26 protein-coding genes and 1 riboswitch are annotated in these 25,830 nt (G+C 69.2%); of the genes, 9 read left to right on the forward strand and 17 right to left on the reverse strand.

Annotation, left to right across the window (positions count from 1 at the left end; all coding sequences use genetic code 11):
• The first annotated feature begins 76 nt into the window (after positions 1-76).
• Genes LQV16_RS12190 through LQV16_RS12200 form a run of 3 tightly spaced genes read left to right on the forward strand, consistent with a single transcriptional unit; the run spans position 77 to position 2,514 of the window.
• Positions 77-1,012, forward strand: a complete 936-nt coding sequence (locus tag LQV16_RS12190) for an ABC transporter substrate-binding protein (RefSeq protein ID WP_229994176.1) — start codon at positions 77-79, stop codon at positions 1,010-1,012.
• Between the two features lie 3 nt (positions 1,013-1,015).
• Entirely contained in the window at positions 1,016-1,780 is a 765-nt protein-coding gene (locus LQV16_RS12195; protein ID WP_229994151.1) for an amino acid ABC transporter permease, read from the forward strand.
• Positions 1,777-2,514 carry an amino acid ABC transporter ATP-binding protein gene (locus LQV16_RS12200; protein ID WP_229994152.1) on the forward strand — a complete coding sequence of 246 codons (738 nt, stop codon included), beginning with the start codon at positions 1,777-1,779 and terminating at the stop codon, positions 2,512-2,514. Before LQV16_RS12195 ends, LQV16_RS12200 begins: the two co-directional genes overlap by 4 nt.
• A 72-nt stretch (positions 2,515-2,586) precedes the next feature.
• Here the strand turns inward: LQV16_RS12200 and hemL are convergent, their stop codons facing one another.
• The 10 genes from hemL to hemE form a co-directional block, all read right to left on the reverse strand.
• A complete protein-coding gene (gene hemL / locus LQV16_RS12205; protein ID WP_229994153.1) occupies positions 2,587-3,918 on the reverse strand; it encodes a glutamate-1-semialdehyde 2,1-aminomutase in 1,332 nt (443 codons plus the stop codon).
• A 13-nt stretch (positions 3,919-3,931) separates the two neighbouring features.
• Positions 3,932-5,020, reverse strand: coding sequence for an LLM class flavin-dependent oxidoreductase (locus tag LQV16_RS12210; RefSeq protein ID WP_229994154.1), 1,089 nt, complete (start codon positions 5,018-5,020; stop codon positions 3,932-3,934).
• Entirely contained in the window at positions 5,017-6,000 is a 984-nt protein-coding gene (gene hemB / locus LQV16_RS12215; protein ID WP_229994155.1) for a porphobilinogen synthase, read from the reverse strand. Before hemB ends, LQV16_RS12210 begins: the two co-directional genes overlap by 4 nt.
• Entirely contained in the window at positions 5,997-6,929 is a 933-nt protein-coding gene (locus LQV16_RS12220) for a uroporphyrinogen-III synthase (RefSeq protein WP_229994156.1), read from the reverse strand. The genes hemB and LQV16_RS12220 overlap by 4 nt, the downstream gene beginning before the upstream one ends.
• 65 nt (positions 6,930-6,994) lie before the next feature.
• A complete protein-coding gene (gene hemC, locus LQV16_RS12225; protein ID WP_229994157.1) occupies positions 6,995-7,993 on the reverse strand; it encodes a hydroxymethylbilane synthase in 999 nt (332 codons plus the stop codon).
• Positions 7,990-9,273, reverse strand: coding sequence for a ferrochelatase (locus LQV16_RS12230; protein WP_229994158.1), 1,284 nt, complete (start codon positions 9,271-9,273; stop codon positions 7,990-7,992). Before LQV16_RS12230 ends, hemC begins: the two co-directional genes overlap by 4 nt.
• A complete protein-coding gene (gene hemQ, locus LQV16_RS12235; RefSeq protein WP_229994159.1) occupies positions 9,270-10,016 on the reverse strand; it encodes a hydrogen peroxide-dependent heme synthase in 747 nt (248 codons plus the stop codon). The genes LQV16_RS12230 and hemQ overlap by 4 nt, the downstream gene beginning before the upstream one ends.
• Before the next feature lie 136 nt (positions 10,017-10,152).
• Positions 10,153-10,941, reverse strand: a complete 789-nt coding sequence (locus tag LQV16_RS12240; protein WP_229994160.1) for a hypothetical protein — start codon at positions 10,939-10,941, stop codon at positions 10,153-10,155.
• 290 nt (positions 10,942-11,231) lie between these two features.
• Positions 11,232-12,722: a protoporphyrinogen oxidase gene (gene hemG, locus LQV16_RS12245; RefSeq protein WP_229994161.1), complete on the reverse strand. Its 1,491-nt coding sequence runs from the start codon at positions 12,720-12,722 to the stop codon at positions 11,232-11,234.
• Positions 12,723-12,726: 4 nt separating this feature from the next.
• Positions 12,727-13,842, reverse strand: a complete 1,116-nt coding sequence (gene hemE, locus LQV16_RS12250; RefSeq protein ID WP_229994177.1) for a uroporphyrinogen decarboxylase — start codon at positions 13,840-13,842, stop codon at positions 12,727-12,729.
• A 203-nt stretch (positions 13,843-14,045) separates the two neighbouring features.
• Here hemE and LQV16_RS12255 point away from each other — a divergent pair, with 203 nt between their 5' ends.
• The gene (locus tag LQV16_RS12255; RefSeq protein ID WP_229994162.1) at positions 14,046-15,425 is read left to right on the forward strand and encodes a glutamyl-tRNA reductase; all 1,380 of its coding nucleotides are present in this window, start codon (positions 14,046-14,048) and stop codon (positions 15,423-15,425) included.
• A gap of 26 nt (positions 15,426-15,451) precedes the next feature.
• Here the strand turns inward: LQV16_RS12255 and LQV16_RS12260 are convergent, their stop codons facing one another.
• The gene (locus LQV16_RS12260) at positions 15,452-16,486 is read right to left on the reverse strand and encodes an SDR family NAD(P)-dependent oxidoreductase (RefSeq protein WP_229994163.1); all 1,035 of its coding nucleotides are present in this window, start codon (positions 16,484-16,486) and stop codon (positions 15,452-15,454) included.
• 84 nt (positions 16,487-16,570) lie between these two features.
• Entirely contained in the window at positions 16,571-17,794 is a 1,224-nt protein-coding gene (gene moeB / locus LQV16_RS12265; protein ID WP_229994164.1) for a molybdopterin-synthase adenylyltransferase MoeB, read from the reverse strand.
• 248 nt (positions 17,795-18,042) lie between these two features.
• On the opposite strand from moeB, the gene LQV16_RS12270 reads away from it, so the two are divergent.
• From LQV16_RS12270 to LQV16_RS12280, 3 genes are all read left to right on the forward strand, one after another.
• Complete coding sequence (locus LQV16_RS12270; RefSeq protein ID WP_229994178.1) at positions 18,043-18,597, forward strand: TetR/AcrR family transcriptional regulator; 555 nt, start codon at positions 18,043-18,045, stop codon at positions 18,595-18,597.
• Between the two features lie 61 nt (positions 18,598-18,658).
• Positions 18,659-18,883 (forward strand): DUF3107 domain-containing protein, encoded by a 225-nt coding sequence (locus LQV16_RS12275; protein WP_229994165.1) that lies wholly within the window; start codon positions 18,659-18,661, stop codon positions 18,881-18,883.
• A 120-nt stretch (positions 18,884-19,003) separates the two neighbouring features.
• Positions 19,004-19,306, forward strand: coding sequence for a hypothetical protein (locus LQV16_RS12280; RefSeq protein ID WP_229994166.1), 303 nt, complete (start codon positions 19,004-19,006; stop codon positions 19,304-19,306).
• Between the two features lie 30 nt (positions 19,307-19,336).
• Here the strand turns inward: LQV16_RS12280 and LQV16_RS12285 are convergent, their stop codons facing one another.
• From LQV16_RS12285 to thiO, 4 genes are all read right to left on the reverse strand, one after another.
• The gene (locus LQV16_RS12285) at positions 19,337-20,008 is read right to left on the reverse strand and encodes a 4a-hydroxytetrahydrobiopterin dehydratase (RefSeq protein ID WP_229994167.1); all 672 of its coding nucleotides are present in this window, start codon (positions 20,006-20,008) and stop codon (positions 19,337-19,339) included.
• 58 nt (positions 20,009-20,066) lie between these two features.
• Positions 20,067-20,891, reverse strand: coding sequence for a thiazole synthase (locus LQV16_RS12290; RefSeq protein WP_290369369.1), 825 nt, complete (start codon positions 20,889-20,891; stop codon positions 20,067-20,069).
• A gap of 5 nt (positions 20,892-20,896) precedes the next feature.
• Positions 20,897-21,133 carry a sulfur carrier protein ThiS gene (thiS, locus tag LQV16_RS12295; protein WP_229994168.1) on the reverse strand — a complete coding sequence of 79 codons (237 nt, stop codon included), beginning with the start codon at positions 21,131-21,133 and terminating at the stop codon, positions 20,897-20,899.
• Positions 21,130-22,470, reverse strand: a complete 1,341-nt coding sequence (gene thiO, locus LQV16_RS12300; RefSeq protein WP_229994169.1) for a glycine oxidase ThiO — start codon at positions 22,468-22,470, stop codon at positions 21,130-21,132. Before thiO ends, thiS begins: the two co-directional genes overlap by 4 nt.
• A riboswitch (TPP riboswitch) is annotated at positions 22,465-22,585 on the reverse strand. It overlaps the preceding gene by 6 nt.
• A 26-nt stretch (positions 22,586-22,611) precedes the next feature.
• Between thiO and thiE the strand changes: the two genes are divergently transcribed.
• Positions 22,612-23,307 carry a thiamine phosphate synthase gene (gene thiE, locus LQV16_RS12305; protein WP_229994170.1) on the forward strand — a complete coding sequence of 232 codons (696 nt, stop codon included), beginning with the start codon at positions 22,612-22,614 and terminating at the stop codon, positions 23,305-23,307.
• A gap of 108 nt (positions 23,308-23,415) precedes the next feature.
• On the opposite strand, the gene LQV16_RS12310 is transcribed toward thiE, so the two are convergent.
• Positions 23,416-24,087 (reverse strand): ferritin-like fold-containing protein, encoded by a 672-nt coding sequence (locus LQV16_RS12310; protein ID WP_229994171.1) that lies wholly within the window; start codon positions 24,085-24,087, stop codon positions 23,416-23,418.
• 41 nt (positions 24,088-24,128) lie between these two features.
• Here LQV16_RS12310 and LQV16_RS12315 point away from each other — a divergent pair, with 41 nt between their 5' ends.
• A complete protein-coding gene (locus tag LQV16_RS12315) occupies positions 24,129-25,631 on the forward strand; it encodes an RNB domain-containing ribonuclease (RefSeq protein ID WP_229994172.1) in 1,503 nt (500 codons plus the stop codon).
• Positions 25,632-25,830: the final 199 nt, after the last annotated feature.

The raw sequence follows: 25,830 nt of genomic DNA on the forward strand, positions 1-25,830 counted from the left end.
CCGGCGCCCAAATCAGCGGCCGGGGGCCCGATGAGCCTCCCGCGACCCTCTGAATTCAGACGAAAGTGATTGCGTGATGAAAAGCAAAGCCTTGAAGTGGCTGACAACCGTTCCCGTGGCCCTCGCCGTGGCGGTCTCCCTTGCAGCGTGCGGCGGCGGGTCGGCGCAGACAACGGCCTCACCCTCCGATGCCCTCCAGGGCAGCGACCAGAAATCCCTGGACAAATACACCACCAAGGACGTCACTCCCCTGGACAAGATTGACAAGTCCAAGCTCGGCCTGATCAGTGAGGGAACCCTGACTGTCGGAACGCTTTCGGACGCCCCGCCGAACATCTACATCGACGAGTCCGGCAAGTTCACCGGCTACGACAACGAGCTCCTGCGTGCCATTGCGGACAAGCTGGGCCTCAAGGTGGAGTTCAAGGCGACCGGCTTCGCGTCGCTGCTCGCCCAGGTCCAGAACAAGCAGTTCGACCTCGGGTCCTCCTCGATTTCCACCACTGACGCCCGCCGCGAGACCGTGGGCTTCACCAACGGCTACGACTTCGGCTACATGGCCGTGGTGGCGAAGAAGGACTCCAACATCAAAGGCTTCAAGGACCTGACTAAGGACACCCGCATCGCCGTAGTCCAGGGCACCGTGCAGGATGACTACGTCACCAACACGCTCCAGATCGAGCCGGTCCGCTTCGAGGACTACAACACCGCCTACGCCAACTTGAAGAACGGCCAGGTCGACGCCTGGGTCGCACCGTCGCAGCAGGCCACCGGCCAGGTCAAGGAAGGCGACGGCACCGTCATCGCCGAGTCGGTTGTGAACACCCAGAACTTCACCGCGTACGCCGTGAACAAGGAAAACCAGCCGCTCATTGACGCGCTGAACTCCGGCCTCGACGCCGTGATTGCCGACGGCACCTGGTCCAAGCTGACCAAGGAATGGTACCCGGACCGCGAGACCCCGGCCACGTGGTCCCCGGGCTCCAAGGCCGTCACCGTTCCGAAGTCCTAGTCCATGGATGCACTCGATCAACTCGTAAAGACCTTCTTTGACTGGGAGGCGATGGCGGCCGTCCTGCCGAACATGATCATGTTCGGCCTGCGGAACACCCTGATCCTGGCGGTCTCCTCGGGTGTGCTCGGGTGCATCCTGGGCATGGTCCTGGCCGTCATGGGCACATCCCGGAGCACTGCGCTGCGGGTGCTCTCCCGGATCTACACGGATGTGTTCCGCGGCGTTCCCGCCATTGTGGTCATCCTGCTGATCGGCCTCGGGCTCGGACCCATAGTCCGGGCACTGACCGGATCCACAAACCCGTTCCCGCTCGCCATCTTCGCCCTGACCCTCATGGCGGCGGCCTACATCGGCGAGATCTTCCGCTCGGGCATCCAGAGCGTGGAAAAGGGCCAGCTCGAGGCCTCCCGCGCCCTGGGATTCAGCTACAGCTCATCCATGCGCCTCGTGGTGATTCCGCAGGGCATCCGGCGGGTGCTCCCGGCCCTGGTCAACCAGTTCATCACGCTGATCAAGGACTCCTCCCTGATCTATCTGCTGGGCCTCCTCGCAAGCGAGCGTGAGATCTTCCGGATCGGTAACGATGCCGCCGCCAACACGGGGAACCTGTCGCCGTTGGTTGCCGCGGCCTTCATGTACCTCATCCTGACCGTTCCGCTGACCCACTTGGTCAACTACATCGACAAGCGCCTGCGTACCGGCCGTCCGGAGAAACGGCAGCCGGACGACGCCGCGGCCCTGATCGGGAAGGGAGCTCAGGCATGAGCGAATTCGCCTCCGGCTCACTGACCGGCAAGAATCTTCACCTGTCCTTCGGCTCAAACCATGTCCTCCGCGGCATCGACCTGCACGTCGCGACGGGCACCACCGCCTCGGTGATCGGCCCCTCCGGCTCAGGGAAGTCCACGCTGCTGCGGGTCATGAACCGCCTGATCGAACCGGACCAGGGCGACATCCTGCTCGATGGCCGCTCGGTCCTGAAGGACAACCCGGACGAGCTGCGCCAGCGGATCGGCATGGTGTTCCAGCAGTTCAACCTGTTCCCGCACAAGACCGTGGTGGACAACGTCTCGCTGGCGCTGCGGAAGCTGCGCAAGCTGCCGGCCGAGCAGGCCCGGGCCGAGGCGCTCGAGCAGCTCGACCTGGTGGGGCTCAAGCACAAGGCCGACGCGCGTCCTGCCAACCTCTCCGGCGGCCAGCAGCAGCGCGTCGCCATTGCCCGCGCCCTGGCCATGAAGCCGGAGGTGATGTTCTTCGACGAGGCCACTTCCGCCCTCGATCCGGAGCTCGTCAAGGGTGTGCTGGCGCTGATGGCCGACCTCGCCAAGGGCGGCATGACCATGGTGGTGGTGACCCACGAGATGGGCTTCTCCCGCAACGTCTCGGACACCGTGACCTTCATGGACGCCGGCGTCGTTGTCGAGTCCGGTTCGCCGGAACAAATCTTCACCAGCCCGCGGACTGAACGGCTGCAGGGGTTCCTCGCGGACGTTCTGTAGTTCGCCGGCCGCGGCATTAACGACTGATGGCACCCGCCGCGGCGGGTGCCATCAGTCGTTTAAGGGCTCAGGCTACGCCGTGGCGCCGGCTGCCGCCTTCGCCGCGGCCGGCAGGGCATCGAAGATCCGGTTCATCGCAGTGTCGTCGTGCGCGGCGGAGAGGAACCAGGCTTCGAAGACCGACGGCGGCAGGTAGACGCCGGAGTCCAGCATGGAGTGGAAGAACGGGGCATAGCGGAACACTTCCTGGCCCTGGGCGTCCTCGTAGTTGTGGACACCCCGGGCGCCCGTGCCGAACGCCACGGAGAACAGGTTGCCCGCGCGCTGGATGGAGTGGTCCACGCCGGCCGCGTCGAGGGCGGAGGACAGCGCCGCGGAGAGTTCCAGCGAGCGGGCGTCCACGAACGCATAGACCTCGGGGGTCGCGTGCGTGAGGGTCGCGACCCCGGCGGCCATGGCGACCGGGTTCCCGGACAGGGTCCCGGCCTGGTAGACGGGTCCCAGGGGCGCCAGGTAGTCCATGACCTCCGCGCGTCCGGCGAGGGCCGCCGTCGGCATGCCGCCGCCAATCACCTTCCCGAACGTCAGCAGGTCCGGGGTCCACGGCTCGGCGGCGTCGGCGGCCCCGCCGGTGAGGCCCCAGTAGCCGGAGTAGCCGGTGCGGAAGCCGGTCAGGACCTCGTCGAGGATCAGCAGGGCGCCGTGCTCGCGGGTGATCCGGGACAGGCCGGCGTTGAAGCCGTCGCCGGGGGTGACCACGCCCATGTTGGCGGGAGCGGCTTCGGTGATGACGGCGGCAATGCTGTCACCGTGCTTGGCGAAGGCGGCTTCGACGGCGTCGAGGTCGTTGTAAGGCAGCACGAGGGTCTCGGCGGCAGTAGCGGCGGTGACGCCGGCCGAGCCGGGCAGCGCGAGGGTCGCCAGGCCGGAGCCGGCGGCGGCGAGGAGGCCGTCGAGGTGGCCGTGGTAGCAGCCGGCGAACTTGATGATGAGGTTCCGCCCGGTGAAGCCGCGGGCCAGCCGGACGGCCGTCATGGTCGCCTCCGTGCCGGTGGACACCATCCGGACGCGCTCGGCGGCAGGGACGCGCTCCTTGACGATGGCGGCAAGGTTCGCCTCGTCCGGCGTGGAGGCGCCGAAGGACAGTCCGCGGTCGACGGCGGCGTGCACGGCGGCGAGGACGTCCGGGTGGGCGTGCCCCAGCAGCGCCGGGCCCCAGGAGCAGACGAGGTCGACGTAGTCGGCACCGTCGGCGTCGGTCAGGTAGGCACCCTTGGCGGACACCATGAACCGCGGCGTCCCGCCCACGGAACCGAAGGCGCGCACGGGTGAGTTCACGCCGCCCGGCATCAGCTGGCGGGCGCGGTCAAAGAGTTCCTCGTTGCGAGGCATGCTGGAAGTCATGGTTCCTATTCTTTCAGTTCGCGGCCAGCAGCGCGGCCACGCGGGGCGCCACGTCGGTGCCGAAAAGTTCGATGGAGCGCATCATCGCCTTGTGCGGCAGGGTGCCGTTGCTGTACTTGAGGTCAAAGCGGTCCACGCCCAGGTTCTTCTTGAGCAGGGCGATCTTCGCGGCCACGGTTTCGGGCGAGCCGACATAGAGGGCTCCCTCGGGCGTGCACATCGCGTCGAACTCGCCCCGGCTGGCCGGACCCCAGCCGCGTTCGGCCCCGATCCGGTTCCGCTGCTCGAGCCAGTGCGGGAAGAACTCCTCCCGGGCTTCCTCATCCGTCGCGGCAACGTGGCCGGGTGAATGCGTGGCCATCTGCTGCATCGGGTGCCCGTACTTTCCCATGGCCTCACGGTAGAGGTTGGCCAGCGGCGCGAAGGACCGCGGCTGGCCGCCGATGATCGCGAAGATGATCGGGTAGCCGTACTCGGCGCAGCGCAGCACCGATTCGGGGGTGCCGCCCACGCCGATCCAGGTCGGCAGCAGGTGGTGTTCCAGCGGCGGATAGACGCTCAGGCCGTTGATGGCCGGCCGGGTGCGTCCCTCCCAGTGGACCGGTTTCTGTGCCCGGACCTTGTCGAAGAGCTCAAGCTTTTCCTCGAAGAGGACCTCGTAGTCGGCCAGGTCGAGGCCGAAGAGCGGGAAGGATTCGATGAAGGACCCGCGGCCCAGCATGACCTCTGCCCGGCCGCCGGAGATGGCGTCCACGGTGGCGAAGCGCTGGAAGACCCGGATGGGGTCATCGGAGCTGAGCACTGTCACGGCGGAGCCGAGCCGGATGTTCTTGGTGCGGGCGGCCGCCGCGGCCAGGAAGACCTCCGGGGCCGAAACCGCGAAATCGCGGCGGTGGTGCTCCCCCACCGCGAAGGCGTGCAGGCCGATCTCGTCCGCAAGTTCGGCCTGTTCCAGGAGCTGCCGCAGCACCTGCGCGTGCGGAACGGGGTGGCCGTCCGGGAAGACGCCGACGTCACCGAAGGTGTTCAGGCCGAGGAGGATGCGGTTGGACCCCACCGGGGCAGTGGGCGTCGAGATCCGGGGCTCGGGGGCCGTGTTCACCGGGATTCCTTCAGCCAGCCGGCGAGCTCGCTCGCCCAGTAGGTCAGCACCATGTTGGCACCGGCGCGCTTGATGCCCAGGACGGACTCGGTGATGGCGGCACGGCGGTCGATCCAGCCGTTCGCGGCGGCGGCCTCGATCATCGAGTACTCGCCGGAAATTTGGTAGGCGGCCACGGGGACGGGGCTCATGGCGGCGACGTCGGCAAGGATGTCCAGGTAGCTCATGGCAGGCTTCACCATGACCATGTCGGCGCCTTCTGCCAGGTCCAGGTCGACCTCCAGGATCGCCTCCCGACGGTTCGCGGCGTCCATCTGGTAGGTGCGTCGGTCGCCGGTCAGCTGCGAGTCGACGGCTTCGCGGAACGGGCCGTAGAACGCGGAGGCATACTTCGCGGCGTAGGCCACAATGGCGGTGTTGGCGTGCCCGGCGTCCTCGAGGGCCTGTCGGATCACGGCGACCTGGCCGTCCATCATGCCCGAGGGGCCCAGGACGTGGGCGCCGGCCTCGGCCTGCGCGACCGCCATCTGGCCGTAGATTTCCAGGGTCGCATCGTTGTCGACGTAGCCGTTGGCGTCGAGGACGCCGCAGTGGCCGTGGTCGGTGAATTCGTCCAGGCACACGTCACTCATGACCACGAGTTCGTCGCCGACCTCGGCGCGGACGTCCCGGATGGCCTTGTTCAGCACACCGTCGGGGTCCAGGGAGGCCGTGCCGAGCGCGTCCCGGACTGCCGGGACGCCGAACAGCATGATGCCGCCGACGCCCAGCTGCACGGCCTCGGCCGCGGCGCGCCGGAGCGAATCGGTGGTGTGCTGCTGCACGCCGGGCATCGAGGCGATCGGGTTGGGCTCGCTCAGGCCTTCGCGGATGAAGGCCGGCAGGATGAGCTCCGAGGCCGAGAGCCGGTGTTCAGCGGTCAGCCGGCGCATGGCCGGGGTGGTGCGGAGCCGGCGTGGGCGGTGGGTCGGGAAGCTCATGTGGTGTCCTTTGCTGAGGGCTCTGCGACTGACGGATGAGGTGAAGAGTGCTGGTGGTCCAGGGACCGGACGACGGCGGCAACCAGGCCGGACGCCGTAGGCTCCTGGGCGACGGCGGCGACGGTGAGTCCGAGTGAGGCCGCCTCGGCCGCCGTCGAGCGTCCGATGGCGACGAAACGGCAGTTGCCCAGCGGGGCGAGGTCCGCGTGGATGCGGCGGACTGCGCTGGGCGAGGCGGCGACGACGGCGTGCAGCCGGCCGGCACCGATTTCCGCTTTCGCCTCGGCCACCGTGAGCACGGTGGGCGGCGGCGCGTCCTGCCCTGCGGGACCGGTCCCGTGCGGCGAGGTCTGCGGCGACGTCTGCGGTGAGGCCGGTGCAGACGCGGGCAGGGCCCGGCGCGGATCGGCCGGATAGTCGACCGTGTTGTAGGCGGTGACGGCCTGGACAGCCGCACCGCGGGCCTCGAGGCCCTTGCGCAGCCGCGGGTCGGCAATGTCCGCCTGGGGCAGGAGCACGCTGCCTTGGTTCTGGGGCCAGATGTCGAGCAGACCCGTTCCGGACTGCTGGCCTGTGGGGGCAAGGTCGACGCTGATGCCCCGGGATTCCAGGAAGCTGCGGGTCGCCGGGCCGATCGTGGCCACGAGAATGCTGCCGGGCAGCCAGCTGCTGAGGGAGGCGCCGCGTTCGGCCGCCTTCGCCTCAAGAGCCTGGACGGTGGTCACACTGCTGATCACGAGCCACGTGTAGGCCCCGGCGCCGAGGGCGTCGAAGGCGACGTCGAGGGAGTGCTGGTCACCGGCCTGCTCGAAGTCGATCAGCGGCAGGAGCAAGGGCTCGGCACCGACACGGCGGAGGGCAGTGACGAGCTGCCCCGCCCGGTCCGGGCTGCGGGCAACCAGCACACGGGCACCGTCCGGCACCCTCATGCCCGGTGTCCCGCCCGTGTGGTTATGGTCGCTGTGCCGTCCCATGAAGTGGTGGAATCCGCTGTTCAGGAAGCTGCCAGGTCCGCGATGTCGGCGGCGCCGCGGGCCAGCAGGACTTCCGCCAGCTCGATCCCGAGCAGCGTTGCCCCGACCTCGGTGAGGCCGTCGGTGGCCTTCTTGTCGCGGACGGTTGCCGTGCCGTCAACCGCGCAGACCACCGCTTCGAGGTACAGCATGCTGCCCTTGCGGTAGGCATAGGCGCCCACCGGGGCGGCACATCCGGCCTCCAGACGGGCCAGCAAAGCGCGTTCGGCCGTGACGGCGAGCCGGGTGTCCTGATCATCGAGGGCCGCGAGGGCCTGCGCCAGCACGCCCTGGGAGCCCTCCGTGGACCCGGCCCTGCGGGGAGCATCGGCGGTGCGGCATTCGATCGCCAGGGCGCCCTGCCCGGCGGCAGGGAGCATGACGTCCGTCTCGAGGTACTCGCTGACCGCGTCGAGCCGGCCGATCCGGTGCAGTCCGGCGGCGGCGAGCACGACGGCGTCGAGGTCGCCGGATTTGCCGTCAACGACGGCGTCGTTCGTGTTGCCCGCCAGGCCGGGAACGCGCCCCAGCCGGGTGTCCACGTTGCCGCGGATGTCGCGGATGTCCAGGTCCGGACGCACGGCGCGGAGCTGGGCCGCGCGGCGCGGGGAGCCGGTGCCGACGCTCGCCCCGCTGGGCAGGTCGGCAAGCTTGAGCCCGTCGCGGGCGCACAGCACGTCCCGGACGTCGACGCGTTTCGGTGTGGCCGCGAGGCTCAGGCCGAGGGCGGGACCTGTGGGGAGGTCCTTGAGCGAATGCACGGCGACGTCGCATTTGTCCTGCAGCAGGGCGTCGCGCAGCGCGGCGACGAACACGCCGGTGCCGCCCATCTGGGACAGCGAGCCTTTGAGGACATCGCCGTCGGTCCGGATGTGGACGAGCTCGACAGGGAACCCGCCGAGAGCGGCCAGCTGGTCCGCTGTCTGCTGGGTCTGGGTCAGGGCCAGTTTGCTGGCGCGGGTGCCGATCCGGACGGTCATGGGGTCACCCGGCCCGCCGCCGTCGCAGCCGTGCCCGAAGCCGTGGGCGCGGCCCGGTAGGGATCGTGTCCGGTCCCCACCATGGTGTCGGCGCCGGCGATGGTGGGCTTGTCGCCGCGGAAGTTCGCGCAGCAGCCGGGACGGCAGACGTCATACCAGGGGCCGAGCTTGGTCAGGTGCGGCCGCTCCGCGATGTTGTTCGCGGCGGTTCGCTCGCAGATGAGGTCCACGAGCCCGGCGACAAACTTGCGGTGCGTTCCGGGCGTGGGGACGCGGGTCGCGGCCAGGTCCAGCCTGGCGCAGGTCTCCAGCGCCTCGGTGTCCAGGTCCCAGACCACTTCCATGTGGTCGCTGACAAAGCCCACGGGCACAATCACGATGCCCTTGACGCCCTGGCCGGCGAGCTCCTCGATGGCGTCGTTGATGTCCGGTTCGAGCCACGGCACGTGCGGGGCGCCGGAGCGGGACTGGTAGACGAGCGACCACGGTGCGGTCAGGCCCGCCTCGGCCTCCACCCGGCGGATGATCTCGGTGCCGGAGGCCAGGTGCTGGGCCACGTAGGCGGAGGTTTCCTCGAAATCTCGGGGCTCACCCTCGGAGCGGCCGGCGGCCTCGGCGTCGCGGGTCGGGATGGAGTGCGTCGCGAACAGGATGTGCATGGGGGCGTCCGGGGTGCCGGCCGCGGCCAGCTGGGCGCGGACGTCGGCGATGCCGGCGGCGGTGCCCTCGATGAAGGGTTCCACGAAGCCGGGATGGTCGAAGTACTGGCGCACCTTGTCGACCTCGAGCTTGCCGTCGAGTCCGGTTTCGGTCAGCGCCATGCCGATGTCCTCGCGGTACTGGCGGCAGCTGGAGTAGCAGGAGTAGGCGCTCGTGGTGAGCATGAGGACCTTGCGGTGGCCGGCGTCGTAGATCTCCTGCAGGGTCTGCGGGATGTACGGGTCCCAGTTGCGGTTGCCCCAGAACACGGGCAGCCCGATGCCGCGGCCGGCAAGTTCGGCCTCGAGGCCGGCTTTGAGCTGACGGTTCTGTCCGTTGATGGGGCTGATGCCGCCGTTGGCGCGGTAGTGGTGCGAGACCTCTTCGAGCCGTTCGTCGGGGATGCCGCGGCCGCGGGTGACGTTGCGGAGGAACGGGATGACGTCCTCCTGGCCTTCGGGTCCGCCGAAGGAGGCGAGGAGCACGGCGTCGTACTCCTTGGGGGCCATCCGGCCGGCCTCGGTGACAGGGTTCACGGCGGTTACTGAGGCTGCGGATTCCTGGGGATCCAGCGGGCTCATGCCAGGACCTCGGCAATCTCGGCGGCGGTGACGCGGCGGCCGGTGTAGAACGGGATTTCTTCCCGGACATGGTGCCGCGCTTCGGTGGCCCGCAGGTGCCGCATCAGGTCCACGAGGTCCACGAGTTCGGGGGCTTCCAGCCCGAGGATCCATTCCCAGTCGCCCAGGGCGAAGGAGGAAACCGTGTTGGAGATGACCTGGGGGAAGTCGCGGCCCAGCATGCCGTGGTCGCGGAGCATGGCGCCGCGCTCGGCGTCCGGCAGGAGGTACCACTCGTAGGAGCGGACGAAGGGGTAGACGCAGAGCCACTCAGCAGGTTCCACACCGCGGGAGAACGCCGGGGTGTGGTTCTTGGCGAACTCGGCCTCGCGGTGCACGCCCATGGCGGACCAGACGATCTCCGTGCCGGCGAACAGCTTGCTGCGCCGGATGTCCCGGACTGCCCGCTGCAGCGCTTCCGGCCGGGGACCATGCAGCCAGACCATGATGTCTGCGTCGGCCCGCATCGCCGAGACGTCGTAGCTGCCGCGGTGGACGACGCCGGCGTCGGCGAGACTCTTCATCAGCGCGTCGAAGTCTTCGGCTGCGTCCGCGCCGCGCAAGATGTCCGCGGACCGCTTGAAAACGGTCCAGAGGGTGAAGAACTGCTCAGTTGAATCTTCGGGCGCCGGTGCCCCGGCGACTGATTCTCCGGGGACTGACATTCCGGTTTTAGTGACAGATTCGGCAGAAGTGTGGCTCATGCATACCAGTCTGCCTCCTCTCCCCAGCTAAGTCGAAAAAAAGCACTTCTACAACGCGTAGAAGTGCTTTATTTCACACCGGGAGGCTGGCCCGCGGGGACGGGTCCGTCAGCTCCGGTCCGCGGGGACGGGTCTGTCAGCTCCGGCGCATCCGGACGACCGCGACGCCGGCGCCGAGCGAGAGCGCCACCAGGCAGATGCCCCAGCCGATCAGCGGGGACGGCCCGGCGGGTTCCACCGCCGAGGTGGCCTGCAGGGAGGTGTTGCCGGAGTGGCCCTTGGCCGGGGCCGTGGACGAACCGGCCGAGCTTGAACTGGTTGCGGAAGGCCGCGGCGCGGCGGGCTTCGACGGCGCCTGCGTGCCGGTACCGCTGCCCGCGGCCGGCACAGCGGTTCCGGGCTGGGCCTCGGCGGCCGGGTCGGCGCCCGTGCTCCCCAGGGCTGGCTGGCCGGGAGCCTGCCCGGTGGCCGGCAGAGCCGGAGCAGAACCGCCTGTGGCGGGCGCTCCCGGCACCGGGGCTGTGGACGGCGGGCCGGCCGGCGGCGCAGCTTTCGCGGACGGGGTGCTGGACGGCGGGGTGCTGGTGTTCGGGGCCGTGGGTTCGGGCTCGTCGGGCTCGGGGTCGCTGGGCTCCGGGTCGCTGGGTTCCGGGCTGTTGCCGTGCGACGGCGGCTGCGACGGGGTGGACTCGCCCGAGCCGGCGGACGGCGAAGGGCTTGGCGTCGTCGAGGAGCCCAGCAGCCCGTTCAGCACGTCATCGAGGCCGAGCGACAGCGAGCCCTGCGTCGACGGAACGGTGGACGCCGCCGCGGACAACCCCGTGGCCGCCTGTGAGGCAGGAACCCCTGCGGTGGCAGCCAGCAGGGCCCCGAGTGCGACTGCCGCCGCACCGTGTCGAAGGCCCCGATGGCGCCCGGTCTTCATTGTGGACACCTTGGACCTGAAAATAACCATGGTCATCGACCCTAGCCGGAATCGACCTGCAGGAAAAACTTGCAAAAACCGCGAATTAACGACAGGAAACACACGGGATCGGAGGGGTTCAGGGTGCCCTTGGAGCAGCTGTGATTCGTGTGACTGAGGGTGCTTTTGGGACTCGCCGGACCGGGGTCAGGGCAGCCGATCTGAGACAGGCGTGTTCAGGGCAGGGGCACCCACAGCTGCAGCCTTGAGTGCGGCCGCGTTGAAGGCAACAGCCTTCAGGGCAGCGGCCTTCAGGACAACAGGGTGCGGACCTGCCCCGGGGTGTCGGCCACAATCGCGGCCAGGCCGTTGCCGGACAGCCAGCCGCCCACCACGGCAAGCGTGCCGTCAGCGGCACAGATGCTCCGGACGGCTGCGACGCGCTGCCTGTGGCCCAGCGACGCAAAGGGCAGTGCACCGGCCCAGCGGACCACGTCCCAGTCCGCCACGTCCCCGGCGCTGACGGAAACGCCCAGCAGGGCCGAGGCGTCGGCCAGTGCTGCGCGGAACAGTTCATCATCAGAGTGCGGCGCTGCGGCCGCTCCCCCGCCTCCGGACCCCGGCGCCGCCCCTGGGGCAGCGGCGCGCCCGTAGGAGAGCCGAAGCACATGCCGTCCCGGGCCTGTCCGCTCCGCCAGCCAGGCCCATTTGGCGGTGGCGTGGGTCAGCGCCTTGGCCTGCACGCCCGGGCTCTGCGGAGCCACAAGCACGCCGGTGCCGCGTGGCGCCCGGTCAAGGGCAGGCAGATCCACCACAAGGGTGACGAGGCTGACATCGGGTCCGGCGTCGGGGCGGAGGCCGGCAAGTTCCGGCAGGGTTTCCTCAAGCAGCCCGACGGCGGCGGGACCCTCCACCGCAACCACGAGGACCCCGGCGTCGAAGGTGGCCTGGTCTGTTGCGACGCGCCAGCCGCCGGCCGTGCGCTGCACTGACCGGGCCGGGGTGCCGCTGAGCAGGGTGACGCCGCGCTGGCGCAGATCGGCGAGCAGGGCGGCGACGAGGGTGTGCATTCCGCCGTGCAGCCCGGCGACGGCGGACCCGGCTTTCGCAAGCCCTGCGGACTGGGCCTTCGCAGACCCGGCTGGGGCAGCCGCCGCTCCCCTGCGCTGGGCCGCGACGGCGGCGGCGAGGGAACCGTGCTGACGGATGCCGGCCCGCAGTCCGGGGGCCACCATGTCGACGTCGAGCACCGAGGGATCGGCCGAGTGGACGCCGCCGACAACCGGTGCCACGAGTCGGTCCAGGACCCGGCTGCCCATCCGCCGGCGGACCAGGGCTGCCACGCTCGTGGCCGCGGCACCGGTGCCCAGCGAGGCCGGCAGCACGGCGTCGATGGAGGCGCGGAGGGAACCCAGCAAGCCCAGCGACCGGCGGACTTCCGGGTCCCACGGGCTGGCCGGGATGCCCAGCACTCCGGTCTTGGGCAGTTCCCGCGGGCCTTCGGGCAGCTGGACCCAGGCGCCGCCGGGGTTCGGCGCGACGATCTCGCTGGCCAGCCCGAGCTCCGCGGCGAGATCGGCTACGGCAGCGGTGCGGGTGGCGAACGACTCCGCCCCGCTGTCCAAGGTCAATCCGGCCACGGTATGGCTGCCGACGCAGCCGCCCCAGGCCTCCCCGGCCTCCAGGACGGTGGTGCGGACGCCTGCCCGGACAAACTCCCGGGCCGCAAGCAGGCCGGAGATCCCGCCCCCGATCACGACCGCGGTGCCCACCAAGGCAGTCCCGGTGGCGCCTGCGTCCATGCCCTTACTCCGGAGCGATGGAGTGGATGAGTTCGACCACGCGCGTGAGCACCGCAGGATCCGTCTCCGGCGGCACTCCATGGCCGAGGTTCAAGACGTGCCCGGGTGCGGCGGAGCCCGCCGCGATCACGTCGCGGACATGCGCTTCGAGGACCTCCCACGGTGCCGCGAGCAGGGCTGGGTCAATGTTGCCCTGCAGCGGAACGGTGCCGCCGAGGCGGCGGTTGGCTTCGTCCAGCGGCAGCCGGTAGTCGACGCCCACGACGTCGACGCCGACGTCGCGCATCGCGACGAGCAGCTCCGAGGTGCCGGTGCCGAAGTGGATCAGCGGGGCGCCAAGGTGCCGGACGTGGTCCAGGGCACGGGACGACGCCGGCGCAACAAAGCGCTGGTAGTCGGCCAGTCCCAGCGAACCGGCCCAGGAGTCGAAGAGCTGGCCGGCCGAGGCGCCGGCTTCCAGCTGTGCCCGGAGGAACATTCCGGAGGCGTCCGCGGCCCAGTTGGCCAGGGCAGTCCAGGTCTCGGGGTCGGCGTGCATCATGGTGCGCGGGCCGAGGTGGTCGCGGGACGGCTTGCCTTCCACCATGTACGCGGCGAGGGTGAAGGGCGCGCCGGCGAAGCCGATCAGCGGGGTGCTGCCGAGCTCGGCCACGGTGAGCCGGACGGCTTCGCGGATGGGCTCCAGGGCCGCCCAGGTCAGCTGCGGCAGGGCGGCGACGTCCGCGGCCGTGCGGACCGGTTTGTCCAGGACGGGTCCGACGCCGGGGACGATGTCCACGCCGACGCCGGCCAGCTTGAGCGGGATCACAATGTCCGAGAAGAAGATGGCGGCATCGACGTCGTGGCGTCGGACCGGCTGCAGCGTGATCTCGGACGCCAGTTCCGGGCGCAGGCACGAGTCCAGCATCGCGACGCCCTCGCGGATCTTGAGGTATTCGGGCAGCGAGCGGCCGGCCTGGCGCATGAACCAGACAGGACGGCGGGAGGGCTTGCCGCCGCGGTAGGCGGTGATCAGCGGGGAGCCCGCGGTGCGGCCGTCCATCAGCGGGTGCCCGGCATCGAGGCCGCCGGCGGCGGCATCCACGACGGCGTCATCGGTGGCAGCACTGCCCTCGGACATACTGAATGTGGTGGTGCCGGTTCGTGCCGCAGCGCTTGGAGTCATGCCTTCGATTGTGCCCAAATTTGTGCCCAAAAGATAACGACAGCCTGTCACGACGCCCATCCTGGGCCGCACCGTGGCGGGAATCACAGGCCAGCGTGCCCGAGCCCACGCCGGGCAGTTGTTCTACACGGAGACGAAAAAGCTATGATGGTGATGCTGTGGTTCTTTTTTCATTGGTGGCTACACACGCCGACATCGACCTCGAAACCGTTGCTCAGTTGAGCACCGGCGCTTCAGGGCTCGCCACATCCGCCCTCGCCGGATCGCCGGCCGTGGCGGGTGCCGTTGTCCTTGCCACCTGCAACCGCCTTGAAATCTACGGTGAAGCCCCGCATCCGGATGCCGTCGACGCCGCCCGGGCAGCGCTCATCACCCAGATCAGCGGAGCCAGCGGACTCAACGATCAACTCGTCTCCCGCGCCTTCAGCACCCGCACCGGTGCCGAGGTCAGCCAGCACCTCTTCGCGGTTAGTTCAGGACTGGACTCCGCCGTGGTCGGCGAACGCGAAATTGCCGGCCAGGTACGCCGGGCCTTGATCACGGCCCAACACGAGGGCACTGCCAGCTCCGGCCTGGTCCGGCTGTTCCAGGCCGCATCAAAGACTGCCAAGGACGTCGGCGCCCAGACGGCGCTGGGTTCGCGCGGCCTTTCCATCGTCTCCGTGGCGCTCGATCTCGCGACGGACCTGTCCGAAAACCCGGACTGGTCCACCAAGAAAGCCGTTGTCTTCGGGACCGGCGCCTACGCCGGAGCCACCATGTCGCTGCTGCGCGAACGCGGCTGCACCGATGTCTTCGTCTATTCCTCCTCCGGGCGCGCCGCCGGCTTCGTCGCCACCCGGGGCGGCACGGCCCTGGACGAGGACACTCTTCCGGCCGCAGTTGCCGCGGCCGACGTCATGATCGGCTGCAGCGGTTCCGACAGCCGGGTCGAAGCGGACGAACTCGCCCGGATCCGGGCGAACTCGCCCCAGGCTCTCATCGCGATCGACCTCGCACTGACCCATGACTTCGATCCCGCGGTGGGCGACCTCGACGGCGTCGAACTGCTCACGCTGGAATCCGTCCGGCTGGCCGCACCGCAGGAACAGGCCGAGTCGCTCGAGCAAGCCAGCAGCATCGTGTCCGGGGCGGCCAGCGCGTTCGAGCAGGAGCGCGAGGCACGGTCCGTTGACTCCGCCATCGTCGCCTTGCGCCGCCACACGATGAACGTCCTGGACGCGGAAATGGAAAAGGTCCGGGCCCGGCACGGCTGCACGGCCGCCGCCGAGGAAGTCGAATTTGCCCTGCGCCGCATGGTGAAACAACTGCTGCACGTCCCCACCGTCCGGGCGCGCGAACTGGCCTCCAACGGACAGCAGGACGCCTACGTTGCCGGTCTTGAGGCGTTGTACGGCATTACGGTGGAGCCCCCCGCCGGCGCAACGGCCTCAGGTACTGCCGGTTCCGCGGCCGCGTGCCCCGTGGACCACACCCCCATTGACCATAACCCTGGCGACCTCGGCCCCGCTGCGGGCGACATCCGCGAAACCGCGTAGCCTCCCCGCGCGGGCTCATCCAGGGCTTATCCGGCGAAGGCGTTGATCCCGGTCATTTCGGCCGACACCTGCCACAGCCGTGCGGCAGCCTCGCGGTCCACCGCATGGGCATCCACGCCCCTGATCCTCGCTTCGGGCGATCCCGGCACCGTGGCTTCGGCGATGTCGCAGTCCTCGCAGTAGACGCCGCCCATTCCCTCGAGCGCCGGCGCCGTCGCGGCCCAGACCGAGGTGGCGGCGCCCTGCGCCGGTGTTTTGAACCGGGGGTCGAGCGTGCCGTGCTCGTCCATCCAGCCCGCGGCGATCATCTCCTCCCGCGGCAGGTGCCGCTGGAGTTCGGTCATGATCCCGCCCGGATGCACGGCGAAGGCGCGCAGGCCAAAGTCCCGGCCCAGGGCGTCGAGTTGGACGGCGAAGAGCGCGTTGGCCGTCTTGGCCTGGCCGTAGGCGCGCCACTTGTCGTAGCCGGTGTCGAAATTGATGTCATCGAATCGGATCCCCGAGAGCTTGTGGCCGGTAGAGGACAGCGAGACCACCCGGGCTCCCCGCGCCGCGGCAAGGGCCGGCCACAGCAGGTTGGTGAGGGCAAAATGGCCCAGGTGGTTCGTGGCGAACTGCGATTCCCAGCCGGGCCCCACCCTCCGCTCCGGACTTGCCATGATGGCGGCGTTGTTGATGAGGATGTCCAGACGGACGACTGCGCCTGGCGCAGCGCCGGGCGCAGCACCGGCCAGGAAGCCGGCGGCGAACTCCTTCACGCTGGCCTGGTCCGCAAGGTCCAGTTCAGCAACGCTGACATCGCCGCCTTCGGCTGCCTGCGTCAGCCCGGCCGAAGCGAGGACGTCCCGGGCATGCTCCGGCCGGCGGGCCGGCACCACAACGGCGGCGCCGGCCCAGGCCAGTGCCCGCACGGTCTCCAGGCCCAGTCCCGAGTAGCCGCCCGTGACGATCGCGGTCTTCCCGGCCAGGTCGATGCCGGCAATGACCTCGGCCGCCGTCGAATCCCGGCCAAAGCCGGAGCCAATCTTGCGCTGGGACGTCCCGGTGGTTTCCTCGCTCATGACCAGGCCTTTCGTTGGGCGCCGCTCGGCGGAGTGTTTATCGGCGGCCGCGACGTGGCCGGCCGGATGGCCTCAGTCCAGGCTTCAGTACACAGGCTTCCCGGGTTCCACGTCCCGGACCCAGGCGAGAATGCCGCCTTCGAGGTGGCTGACGCGCTCGTACCCGGCGGCGCGGGCTGCGGACAGGACCGCAGCGGAACGCGTTCCGCCCTTGCAGTGGAAGACGATTTCGGCATCCTGGGGCAGTTCCTGCCACGCTTCGCCGGCAAGGATGCGGCCCTGCGGGATCAGCACCGCCCCGTCAATGCGGACGATCTCGTGTTCCCCCTGTTCCCGCACGTCCACGAGGTGGAAGTCCTTGAGGCCGGCCTTGCGTGAGGCCAGCATGGTGGCGAGCTGGGTCGCCGTCACTGTGTGCTCGGTGCCGGCATCCGCCGTTGGGGTGATGCCGCAGAAGGCCTCGTAATCGGTCAGTTCCGTGATCCGCGCCGCCTCGGGGTCCCGGGCCACCTTGATCTCGCGCCAGGTGCCGCCCAGCGCGTCGTAGAGCGCCAGCCGGCCCAGCAGGGACCGGCCGACGCCGGTGATCAGCTTGACGGCCTCGGTCACCATCAGTGCCCCGACGGCGGCGCACAGCATGCCGAACACGCCGCCTTCGCCGCAGGACGGCACCGATCCGGCCGGCGGCGCCTCCGGGTAGAGGTCCCGGTAGGTGGGCCCGAACTGCTCCCAAAAGACGCTGACCTGGCCGTCGAAGCGGAAGATCGATCCCCAGATGTAGGGCTTGCCGAGGATGGCGGCGGCGTCGTTGACGAGGTAGCGGGTGGCGAAGTTGTCGGCGCCGTCGAGGATGAGGTCGTAGCCGGCGAAGAGTTCCAGTGCGTTGGATGCGTCGAGCCGGACGTTGTGGAGTCGGACGTCCACGAGTGGGTTCAGGGCCGCGATGGCATCGCGGGCGGACTCGATTTTGGGCCGGCCCACATCCGCGACGCCGTGGATGATCTGGCGCTGGAGGTTGCTGAGGTCGACGTCGTCGTCATCGACGATCCCGAGGGTGCCGACCCCGGCGGCGGCGAGATAGAGCAGGGCCGGGGAGCCGAGGCCGCCGGCCCCGATGACGAGAACTTTCGCGTTCTTGAGGCGCCGCTGGCCGATCGCGCCGATCTCCGGAATGATCAGGTGGCGCGAGTAGCGTTCCACCTCGTCGGGGCTGAGGTCCCCTGCCGGAGCAACCAGCGGTCCGGGCCGCGGGTCCAGCTGCGGCCGGGGGGTTGCGGGGGCACCGGAAGCGGTGAACTTGGAAGCCATACTTCAATCTATGCCCCAAGATACCGCCAGGTCATATTACCCGCGCGTAAGGTGTAATTGAGTGCAAGGTAGTTCAGTACAAGTGCAGTTGAGTGCGATTGCGCGCAATTGGGGTGAAAAGGGAAAGAAGGCCGACAGTGGTTCATCAGGCACCGGCGGAGCGGGACGAGAACGGCAAGCCGCCGGCCGGACAGACGCGGAGCGGACAGCGTTCGGCCCGCCTCCCCCGTGACGAACGCCGGGCGCAGCTGCTGGCGGCTGCGCAGGAAGTCTTCGTCGCGAACGGCTACCACGGCGCCGCCATGGATGAGATCGCCGAGACCGCCCATGTCAGCAAGCCAGTGCTGTACCAGCACTTCCCTTCCAAGCGCGACCTCTACCTCGCATTGCTGGACAGCCACCTCAGCAAGCTCATCGATCTGCTGCTTGGCGCCCTGAATTCCACCACAGACAATGACGAACGCGTCCAGGCGGTCATGCGCGCCTACTTCCGCTTCATCGCCCACGACGACCAGGCGCACCGGCTCGTCTTCGAATCGGACCTGATTAACGATCCCGACGTCAGTGCACGGCTGGAAACGTTCAACAAGACCTTTGCCGACGCCGTCGCGCGCGTCATCGCCGAGGACACGAAACTGCCCGACCTCGAAGCCCAACTGCTGGGCCGCGGGCTCGCCGGAATGGCCCACGTGAGCGCCCGGTACTGGCTGGAAACGGACGGGAACCTGGACCTCGATGTTGCCAGCGACCTCATCTACCGTTTAGCTTGGCGCGGAATCTCCCGCTTCCCCAAAGAGACCTAGACTACAAATAGAGATTGACCTTAGACATTCTTTGGACGTTGATTGGCTGGGAGGCCTTGCTGTGGAAGTAAAGATTGGTATTCAGAACATTGGCCGCGAACTTGTCCTCGAATCGACCCAGGACGCCGACACCGTCGCCAAGGTAGTCGCCGAGGCGATCGCCAAGGGCGGCGAACTGCGGCTGAAGGACGACAAGGGCCGCCTGGTGATCGTCCCCGCCAATGTCCTGGGCTACGTGGAAATCGGAGCAGAAGAGGCCCGCCGCGTCGGCTTCGGCGCTCTCTAGCCCCGCCGTCCGAGCGGCCGCCGTCGGAGCAGCTTCCCGGCTGAATCCTTCGGTACCGCTTCGCTTTCTTCACTACCGTTTACTCACTGTCGTTTTCTTCACAAGCGTGAGGTGTCCTGAATGCTTTCTCTGATTGTGGTTGCCATGGTGACCGTTGCTGCGGGCTTCGTGGTGTGGGCTAACGACAAGCGGCACACGAAATACGGCGTCAGCGTCCCAGCCGGAGTCGCTGCGACCGTCGGCATGCTGAGCTGGATCATCTTCATTGCCGCCGGGCTCGGGTACCAGCCGGGCCTGACCTGGATCCCGTGGATCCTGCCGATGGTCCTGGGCACTGCGGCCTCGATCGCGGCCGTGGTGTACCTCGGCAAGACCCGGACCCGGCAGGACACCGAGCGGCTCACAACCATCCTGAAGCTCTGACCGGGCATTACCCCGTCAAGGGGGGCTGCCCTACGCCGGCAGGTCCGGCCCGTGGCCGTCTTCGGTGCACAGGCACAGACGGTTTCCCTGCGCATCCGTGACCACCACCCAGTTGGGTGCGTGGTCACGGTTCATTGAGGCCCCGGTAGCCGCGGTCTTCTCCAGTACGGAGCCGGACTCGGCCTTGCTCCGGTGGATGTCCAGGTGGATGCGGTTGGCGTTCGGGGTGGAGGTTTCCTGGAACCAGAGCGAGGGGCCGCGGCCGTAGGGGTCGGTGAGATCCCCGAACCTGCCCTTGCGGTAACCGAGGGCGACCCGCCAGAGCTCCGATATCCCGGCGGGATTGTCCGAATCGATGGCCACTTCCACCGTCCGGTACAGCCCCGGTTGCGCGGTGGCAGCGACTGCGGCGGCCGCCACGCTGGCCGCCGTCGCCGCTTTGACGTCCCTCGGCGTCACCTCGGTGCCGGCGTCATGGGAACTGTAGCGAAGAAAGACCCGGTTGTAGCGCCAGTCCAGGTCCGGGTGGTGGTTCTGCTCTTCGGCGAGGCGCCCGACGGCGCCGATCAGCTCCAGTGCCGCGGCCGCCGTCGGCGCCGTGTACACGGTCACCAGCCCGCCGAGGCGGTACCGCCAGTCCGGCAGGCCCGCCAGCGCTTCGTCGAGCTGGGGGCGGGTGAGGATGTCGTCCGTGGCTGCCATGACACTCTCCTTGACTGGTTGACCGACAAGACTGGCGGCCTGCCGGGAGCGGCCGGACTCAGAGGAATTCGGCCCGGCCTTCCATCGCCGAGGACGCCAGCGCATGCTCGCGGCGCGGGATCCTGCCAGCCTTTTTTGCCAGCCTACCGGCGATGACGGCGTGTTTGAAGGCCTCGCCCATGAGCACGGGATTCTGCGCCCGGGTCACGGCCGTGGCCAGCAGCACGGCGTCGCAGCCGAGTTCCATCGCCAGGGCCGCGTCCGAGGCCGTGCCGATCCCGGCATCCAGCACCACGGGCACGGACGCGCGCGAGACGATCAGCTCGATGTTGTGCGGGTTCAGGATGCCCAGGCCGGTGCCGATCGGGGCGCCCAGCGGCATCACGGCCGTCGCGCCGAGGTTTTCGAGCCGGAGGGCAAGCACGGGGTCGTCGTTGGTGTAGGCGAAGACCTTGAAGCCGCGGGCCACGAGCTGTTCGGTGGCGTCCACGAGTTCGACTGCGTCCGGCAGCAGGGTGTGCTCGTCGGCAATGACTTCGAGCTTGACCCAGTCCGTTTCCAGGGCCTCCCGGGCCAGCTCGGCGGTGAGGACAGCATCCTTGGCGGTGAAACAGCCGGCCGTGTTGGGCAGCACCCGGATCTGCTGGTCCTCGAGCAGCTGGAACAGCGAGCCCGTCTCGGCCGGCGAATAGCGGCGCATCGCCACCGTGGTCAGTTCGGTCCCGGAGGCCACGAGCGCGGCCCCCAGCCCGTCCAGGCTCGGCGCACCGCCGGTACCCATGATGAGGCGGGAGCTGAGCTCCACGCCGTCGACCACGAACGGGTCGGCCACCGCCCCGGTCACCGGTACGGCCGGTGTTCCTGCCAACGTCGTCTCGTTCATGCTGGTCATCCTCCCTGGACTGCCGTGACAAGTTCGACGTCGTCGCCGTCGGCGAGCGCCGTGGCGTGCCACTGGCTGCGCGGCACCACTTCGGCATTGCGGGCCACGGCGACACCGAGTTTGCCCCCGTCTGCAGCCCGGCCGTCGGGGCCGATGCTGCGGCCCGTGAGCTGGCTGACGAGTGTGCTGACGGAGGCGCCGTCGGCGACGCTCCGCTCCGTTCCGTTCAGTCTGATGTTCATGCTGCTTCCTTGTTGGGGCTGTCTCCGGACGTATCCGGGATGCGGGAAAAACGGTCGGGGCGGAACCCTGCCCAGCGCGCGTCCGGCGTCCCGTCCATGAGTTGCCGGCATACGGCGGCAGCGGCGGGGGTCAGCAGGACGCCGTGCCGGAAGAAACCTGTGGCGATGATCAGTCCCGGGACGTCCCCGCCGCCCGGGCGCGCGACCCGCCCCAGCAACGGGGCGTTGTCCGGGGTGCCGGGCCGGGCCCGGGCCGTGGCTTCCAGCAGCTCCAGCTCGGCGACCGCGGGCACCAGCTGCTGGGCGTCCCGCAGCAGCTGGTAGATGCCGCCGGCAGATACGGCATGCGGATTCGACGGTCCGTCCTCGCGCTGGGTGGCTCCGATCACCACGGTGCCGTCCTGGCGGGGAACGATGTACACCGGAACCCCGCGCACCATGCCCCGCACGGTTGCGGTGAGCAGCGGCTGAAGATGCGGGGGCACGCGAAGGCGCAGGATGTCGCCGTAGACGGGCCGCAGCGGCAGCGCCAGTCCGGCGGGCAGCTCCTCGAGCCCGGCGGCGCCGAGCCCGTTGGCGACGACGGTTTCTGCGGCCCGCACGAAACCGCCACCCGCCAGCCGTACGCCCGCAACCTGTCCGTCCTGCCACAGCAGGCCCGCCGCGCGCCGCCGGATCAAACTCCCGCCCTCCGTGCCGAGCACGCCAGCGAGCCGGGCGATCAGGAGGCGGGGGTCCACCTGGTGATCGGCCGGGATGTCGAAGGCGCACGAGATGCCGGGACTCAGCAGCGGCTCCCGGCTCCGCGCCTCGCGCACTGTCACCGGTTCGACGGTGAGGCCGCAGGCCTGCTGGACTTCCCTCAGGTCCGCGAGCGCGCGCCGGTCCGCCGCGTCGGCCCCGACGGCCAGGGTCGGCGTCGTCAGGTAGCCGGTACCGGCCCGGCATTCCGTGCCCCCGGCACCGGCGTCCATCCCCGCACCGGCGTCGACTTCGGCAGCGAATCCGGGCCACAGCCGGGAGGACTCAAGCATCAGCTCCAGGAGCTGCTCCTCCTGGTAGTGCAGCTCGCTCACGGGGGCTAGCATGCCGGCCGCGGCCCAGCTGGCTCCGCTGCCGGGAGCATCATCGATCAGCACCACGGACCGGCCCGCGCGGCTGGCCTCGAACGCGATGCCGTGGCCGATCACGCCGCCGCCGATCACGGCAACGTCTGCGGTGATGTCTGTGGTGATGCCTTCGGCGCTGATGTCCCCTGCGGTACCGGGCCCGGCGTCACAAACTCTGGAAGCGGCGTCATTTGCGGCTTCGGCTGCGCGGCCGGCTCGTGAGCCCATAAAAAAATTCCTTCCCTACGCCGGTACTAGCCGGATCAGGTCAAGCGGTCGGCTCTGACGCCCTCTCAGCCGTGCAGCGGCGACATGGCTGCTGCGGGCTCCCGCGGTATGCGCCCAGTTTAGAGGAACTAGGCTGGTGCCATGAGCCAGGACCCCCTCCACACCACCGCCCGCCTCTACCTCTGCACCGACGCCCGCAGGGACCGCGGCGACTTCGAGGACTTCGTTGACGCCGCCTTCGCCGGCGGCGTTGACATCATCCAGCTGCGCGACAAATCGCTCGAGGCGGCGGAGGAACTCGAACTCCTGGAGGTCCTTCACGCGGCAGCACAGCGCCACGGACGGCTGTGGGCCGTCAATGACCGGGCTGACATCGCCTCCTTGTCCGGGGCGCCGGTGTTCCATATCGGCCAAAAGGACATTTCGTTCGACGCCGCCCGCGGCTTCCTGGGCAAGGATGCCGTGATCGGCCTGTCCACCCACAGCCCGAAACAGGTGGACGCCGCCATTGCCGCCTCACCAGGCCGTAAAGGACTCGACTATTTCTGTGTGGGACCCGTGTGGGCGACGCCCACCAAGCCGGGACGCGCCGCCGTCGGCCTCGACCTGGTGCGCTACGCCGCCCAGGCAATCGGCCGGGCGGAAGCGGACGGCACCGGCAAAGTCGACGGGGTCGTGCCGTGGTTCGCGATCGGCGGGATCGACCTCAGCAACGTCGAGCAGGTAGTCCAGGCCGGCGCCCGGCGGATCGTGGTGGTCCGGGCGATCACCGACGCCGCTGATCCGGCCCACGCCGCGGGTGCACTGCTGGCGGCGCTGGACGCTGCGGAATCCTAGGCAGGTTCCCCGGCCCGCAAGCCCGCCGGCGTTCCGGGCCGCGGCCACCCTGGCCGGCAACCAGGCCTGCACCCTCGCCGGCAACGCGGCTGGCGCTCGGTACTGGACCTACCCGGCCAGCCCCAGCCCTGCCATCCTGCGCGCGTGGTTCGCTGCGAGTTCGGCCGTCAGGCCGCTGACCAGCTCTCTGGCGTCGGCGTCGTCCAGCCCCGAGAGCCCGGCGAGGAACTCGTGCTCAAGGCTGACCCGCTGGGCGTGGGTCAGGACCTCACCCAGCAGGCGCCTGGCCCACAGCGCCAGGCGCGACGCGAGCCGGGGGTCATCGGCGAGGGCCGCCTTGAGACGCTCCTGCAGCACGGCCGTAGACTCGCCCGTGGAGCGGACCTGCCCGATCAGCTCCCGGGTCCCGGCGTCGACGTACCGGCCGACGGCGCTGTAAAAGTCAGCGGAGACCGTGTCGATCACGTAGGCCTTCATGAGCGCCTCGTACCAGTCCGCCGGGCGCGTGCGCTCGTGGAAGTGGTCCACTGAGGGCTGGAACGGCAGCATGGCAGCCTCCGTGTCCAGGCCCATGTGCTCGAGCCGGGCGCGGACGAGTTCGTAGTGCTGGAACTCGTCCACGGCCATCCTGCCCAGCACTGCACGGTCATGCAGCGTGGGCGAATACCGGGCGCTCGAGGACAGCCGTTCGAAGGCAGAAAGCTCGCCGTACGCCATGACTCCCAGCAGATCCGCCAGGAAGCTGTTGTAGAGGGCAGGATCGTCCGCAGTTGCGCTCATCATCCAAGACTAATAGCGGAAATCGGGCTACCCTGATTTTCGTGTCCCATCATCGCCTGACCCCCAGTGTCCACGAGCAGCAGAACCAGCTTGCCGGGGCTCTCAAGGCGCTGCGCACCACGCTGGAACTTCCCGGTCCGTTCCCCGAGAACGTGTTGCGCGACGCGGAGGCGGCTGTGGCCGAGCACAAGCTGCCGGACCTGGACCTCACACATGTCGAGTTCGTGACCATTGATCCGGCATCGTCCACTGACCTCGACCAGGCCCTGTTCATCGAACGGAGCGACGGCGGCTACAAGGTGTTCTACGCCATCGCCGACGTCCCGTCCTTTGTCGCCCCGGGCGGCGCGCTCGACGCCGAGACCCGGCGCCGCGGCCAGACCTTCTACACTCCGGACGGCCGGATTCCGCTGCACCCGGAAATCATCAGCGAGGCCGCCGGCAGCCTGCTCGCCGGGCAGCTCTGCGCGGCCTTCGTCTGGGAGTTCGAGCTCGACGCCGCGGCAGAGGTGACCTCAGTCCTCGTGCGCCGGGCACAGGTCCGCAGCCGCGCGAAACTCAGCTACAAAGGCGTCCAGGCCGAGCTCGACGCCGGCACCGCGGCGCCAGTGCTGCAGTTGCTGAAAGAGGTAGGCATCAAGCGGGTGGAGCTGGAACGCCTGCGCGGCGGCGCAAGCCTGAACATGCCGGAACAGGAAATCCAGCAGCTGCCCGACGGCGGCTACCGGATCGTGGCGGCCCCGCCGCTGCCGGTGGAGGACTGGAACGCCCAGATTTCGCTCATGACCGGGATGGCCGCCGCCGCGCTCATGCTCCAGGGCAAGGTCGGCATCCTGCGCACCATGCCCGCCCCGGATGAGGCTTCACTGAGGCACTTCCACCGCCAGACCCACGCTCTCGGCAAGCCCTGGGACGGGGAAATGCGCTACGGCGAGTACCTGCGGACGCTGGACCCCACGGACCCCCGGCAGCTGGCCATTGTGCATTCGGCCGGGATGCTTTTCCGCGGTGCCGGGTACACGCACTTCGACGGCACGGTGCCGGGAGCCGCAGTCCAGTCCGCCATCGGCGCCGCCTACGCCCATTCCACGGCGCCGTTGCGGCGGCTGGTCGACCGCTTCGTGCTGGTGATCTGCGAGGCCCTGAGCAACGGCACCGAAGTTCCGGCCTGGGCCCGGGGTGCCCTGCCGTCCCTCCCGGCCATCATGGGCACCTCGGACCAGCTTGCCGCGAAACTGGAGCGGCTGTCGCTGGACACCGTGGAGGCGGCGCTGCTCGTCAACCACGTCGGCCAGGAATTCGACGCCGTCGTCATCTCCGGCCCCAAACCGGCGAAGAGCAACACCAATGGCAGCGGGAACGGGAATGGGAACGGCGGCAAAGCCAACGGCAACGGAAACGGCCCGTCCGGGATCGTCCAGATCGCCGAGCCCGCCGTGACCGCGCGATGCCCCGGCGAACTGGAACCGGGCACGCAAGTCCGTGTCCGGGTGGTGTCCTCAGACATCGCCACACGCGAAATCCAGCTGGAGCTCGTGGGCTGACAGTCCCTTATCAGTCCGCAGCCGGCACGCTCCCGGGGCGTGATGACGGGTCCAGTCGAGGATCCGGGCCTTGTACAGCTGATATGAGTTGAGTCTGTCCTTCACAAACACCTCCGGAGATGTCAGGACGGGATGTATCAGATTCCCTTGAGGACCCGGGGCTGATCCGCGGGGTCCTCCCGACGCCTTCGGAGGTGTT

The sequence above is a fragment of the Arthrobacter sp. Bi26 genome (assembly GCF_918697925.1).
Taxonomy (GTDB): domain Bacteria; phylum Actinomycetota; class Actinomycetes; order Actinomycetales; family Micrococcaceae; genus Arthrobacter.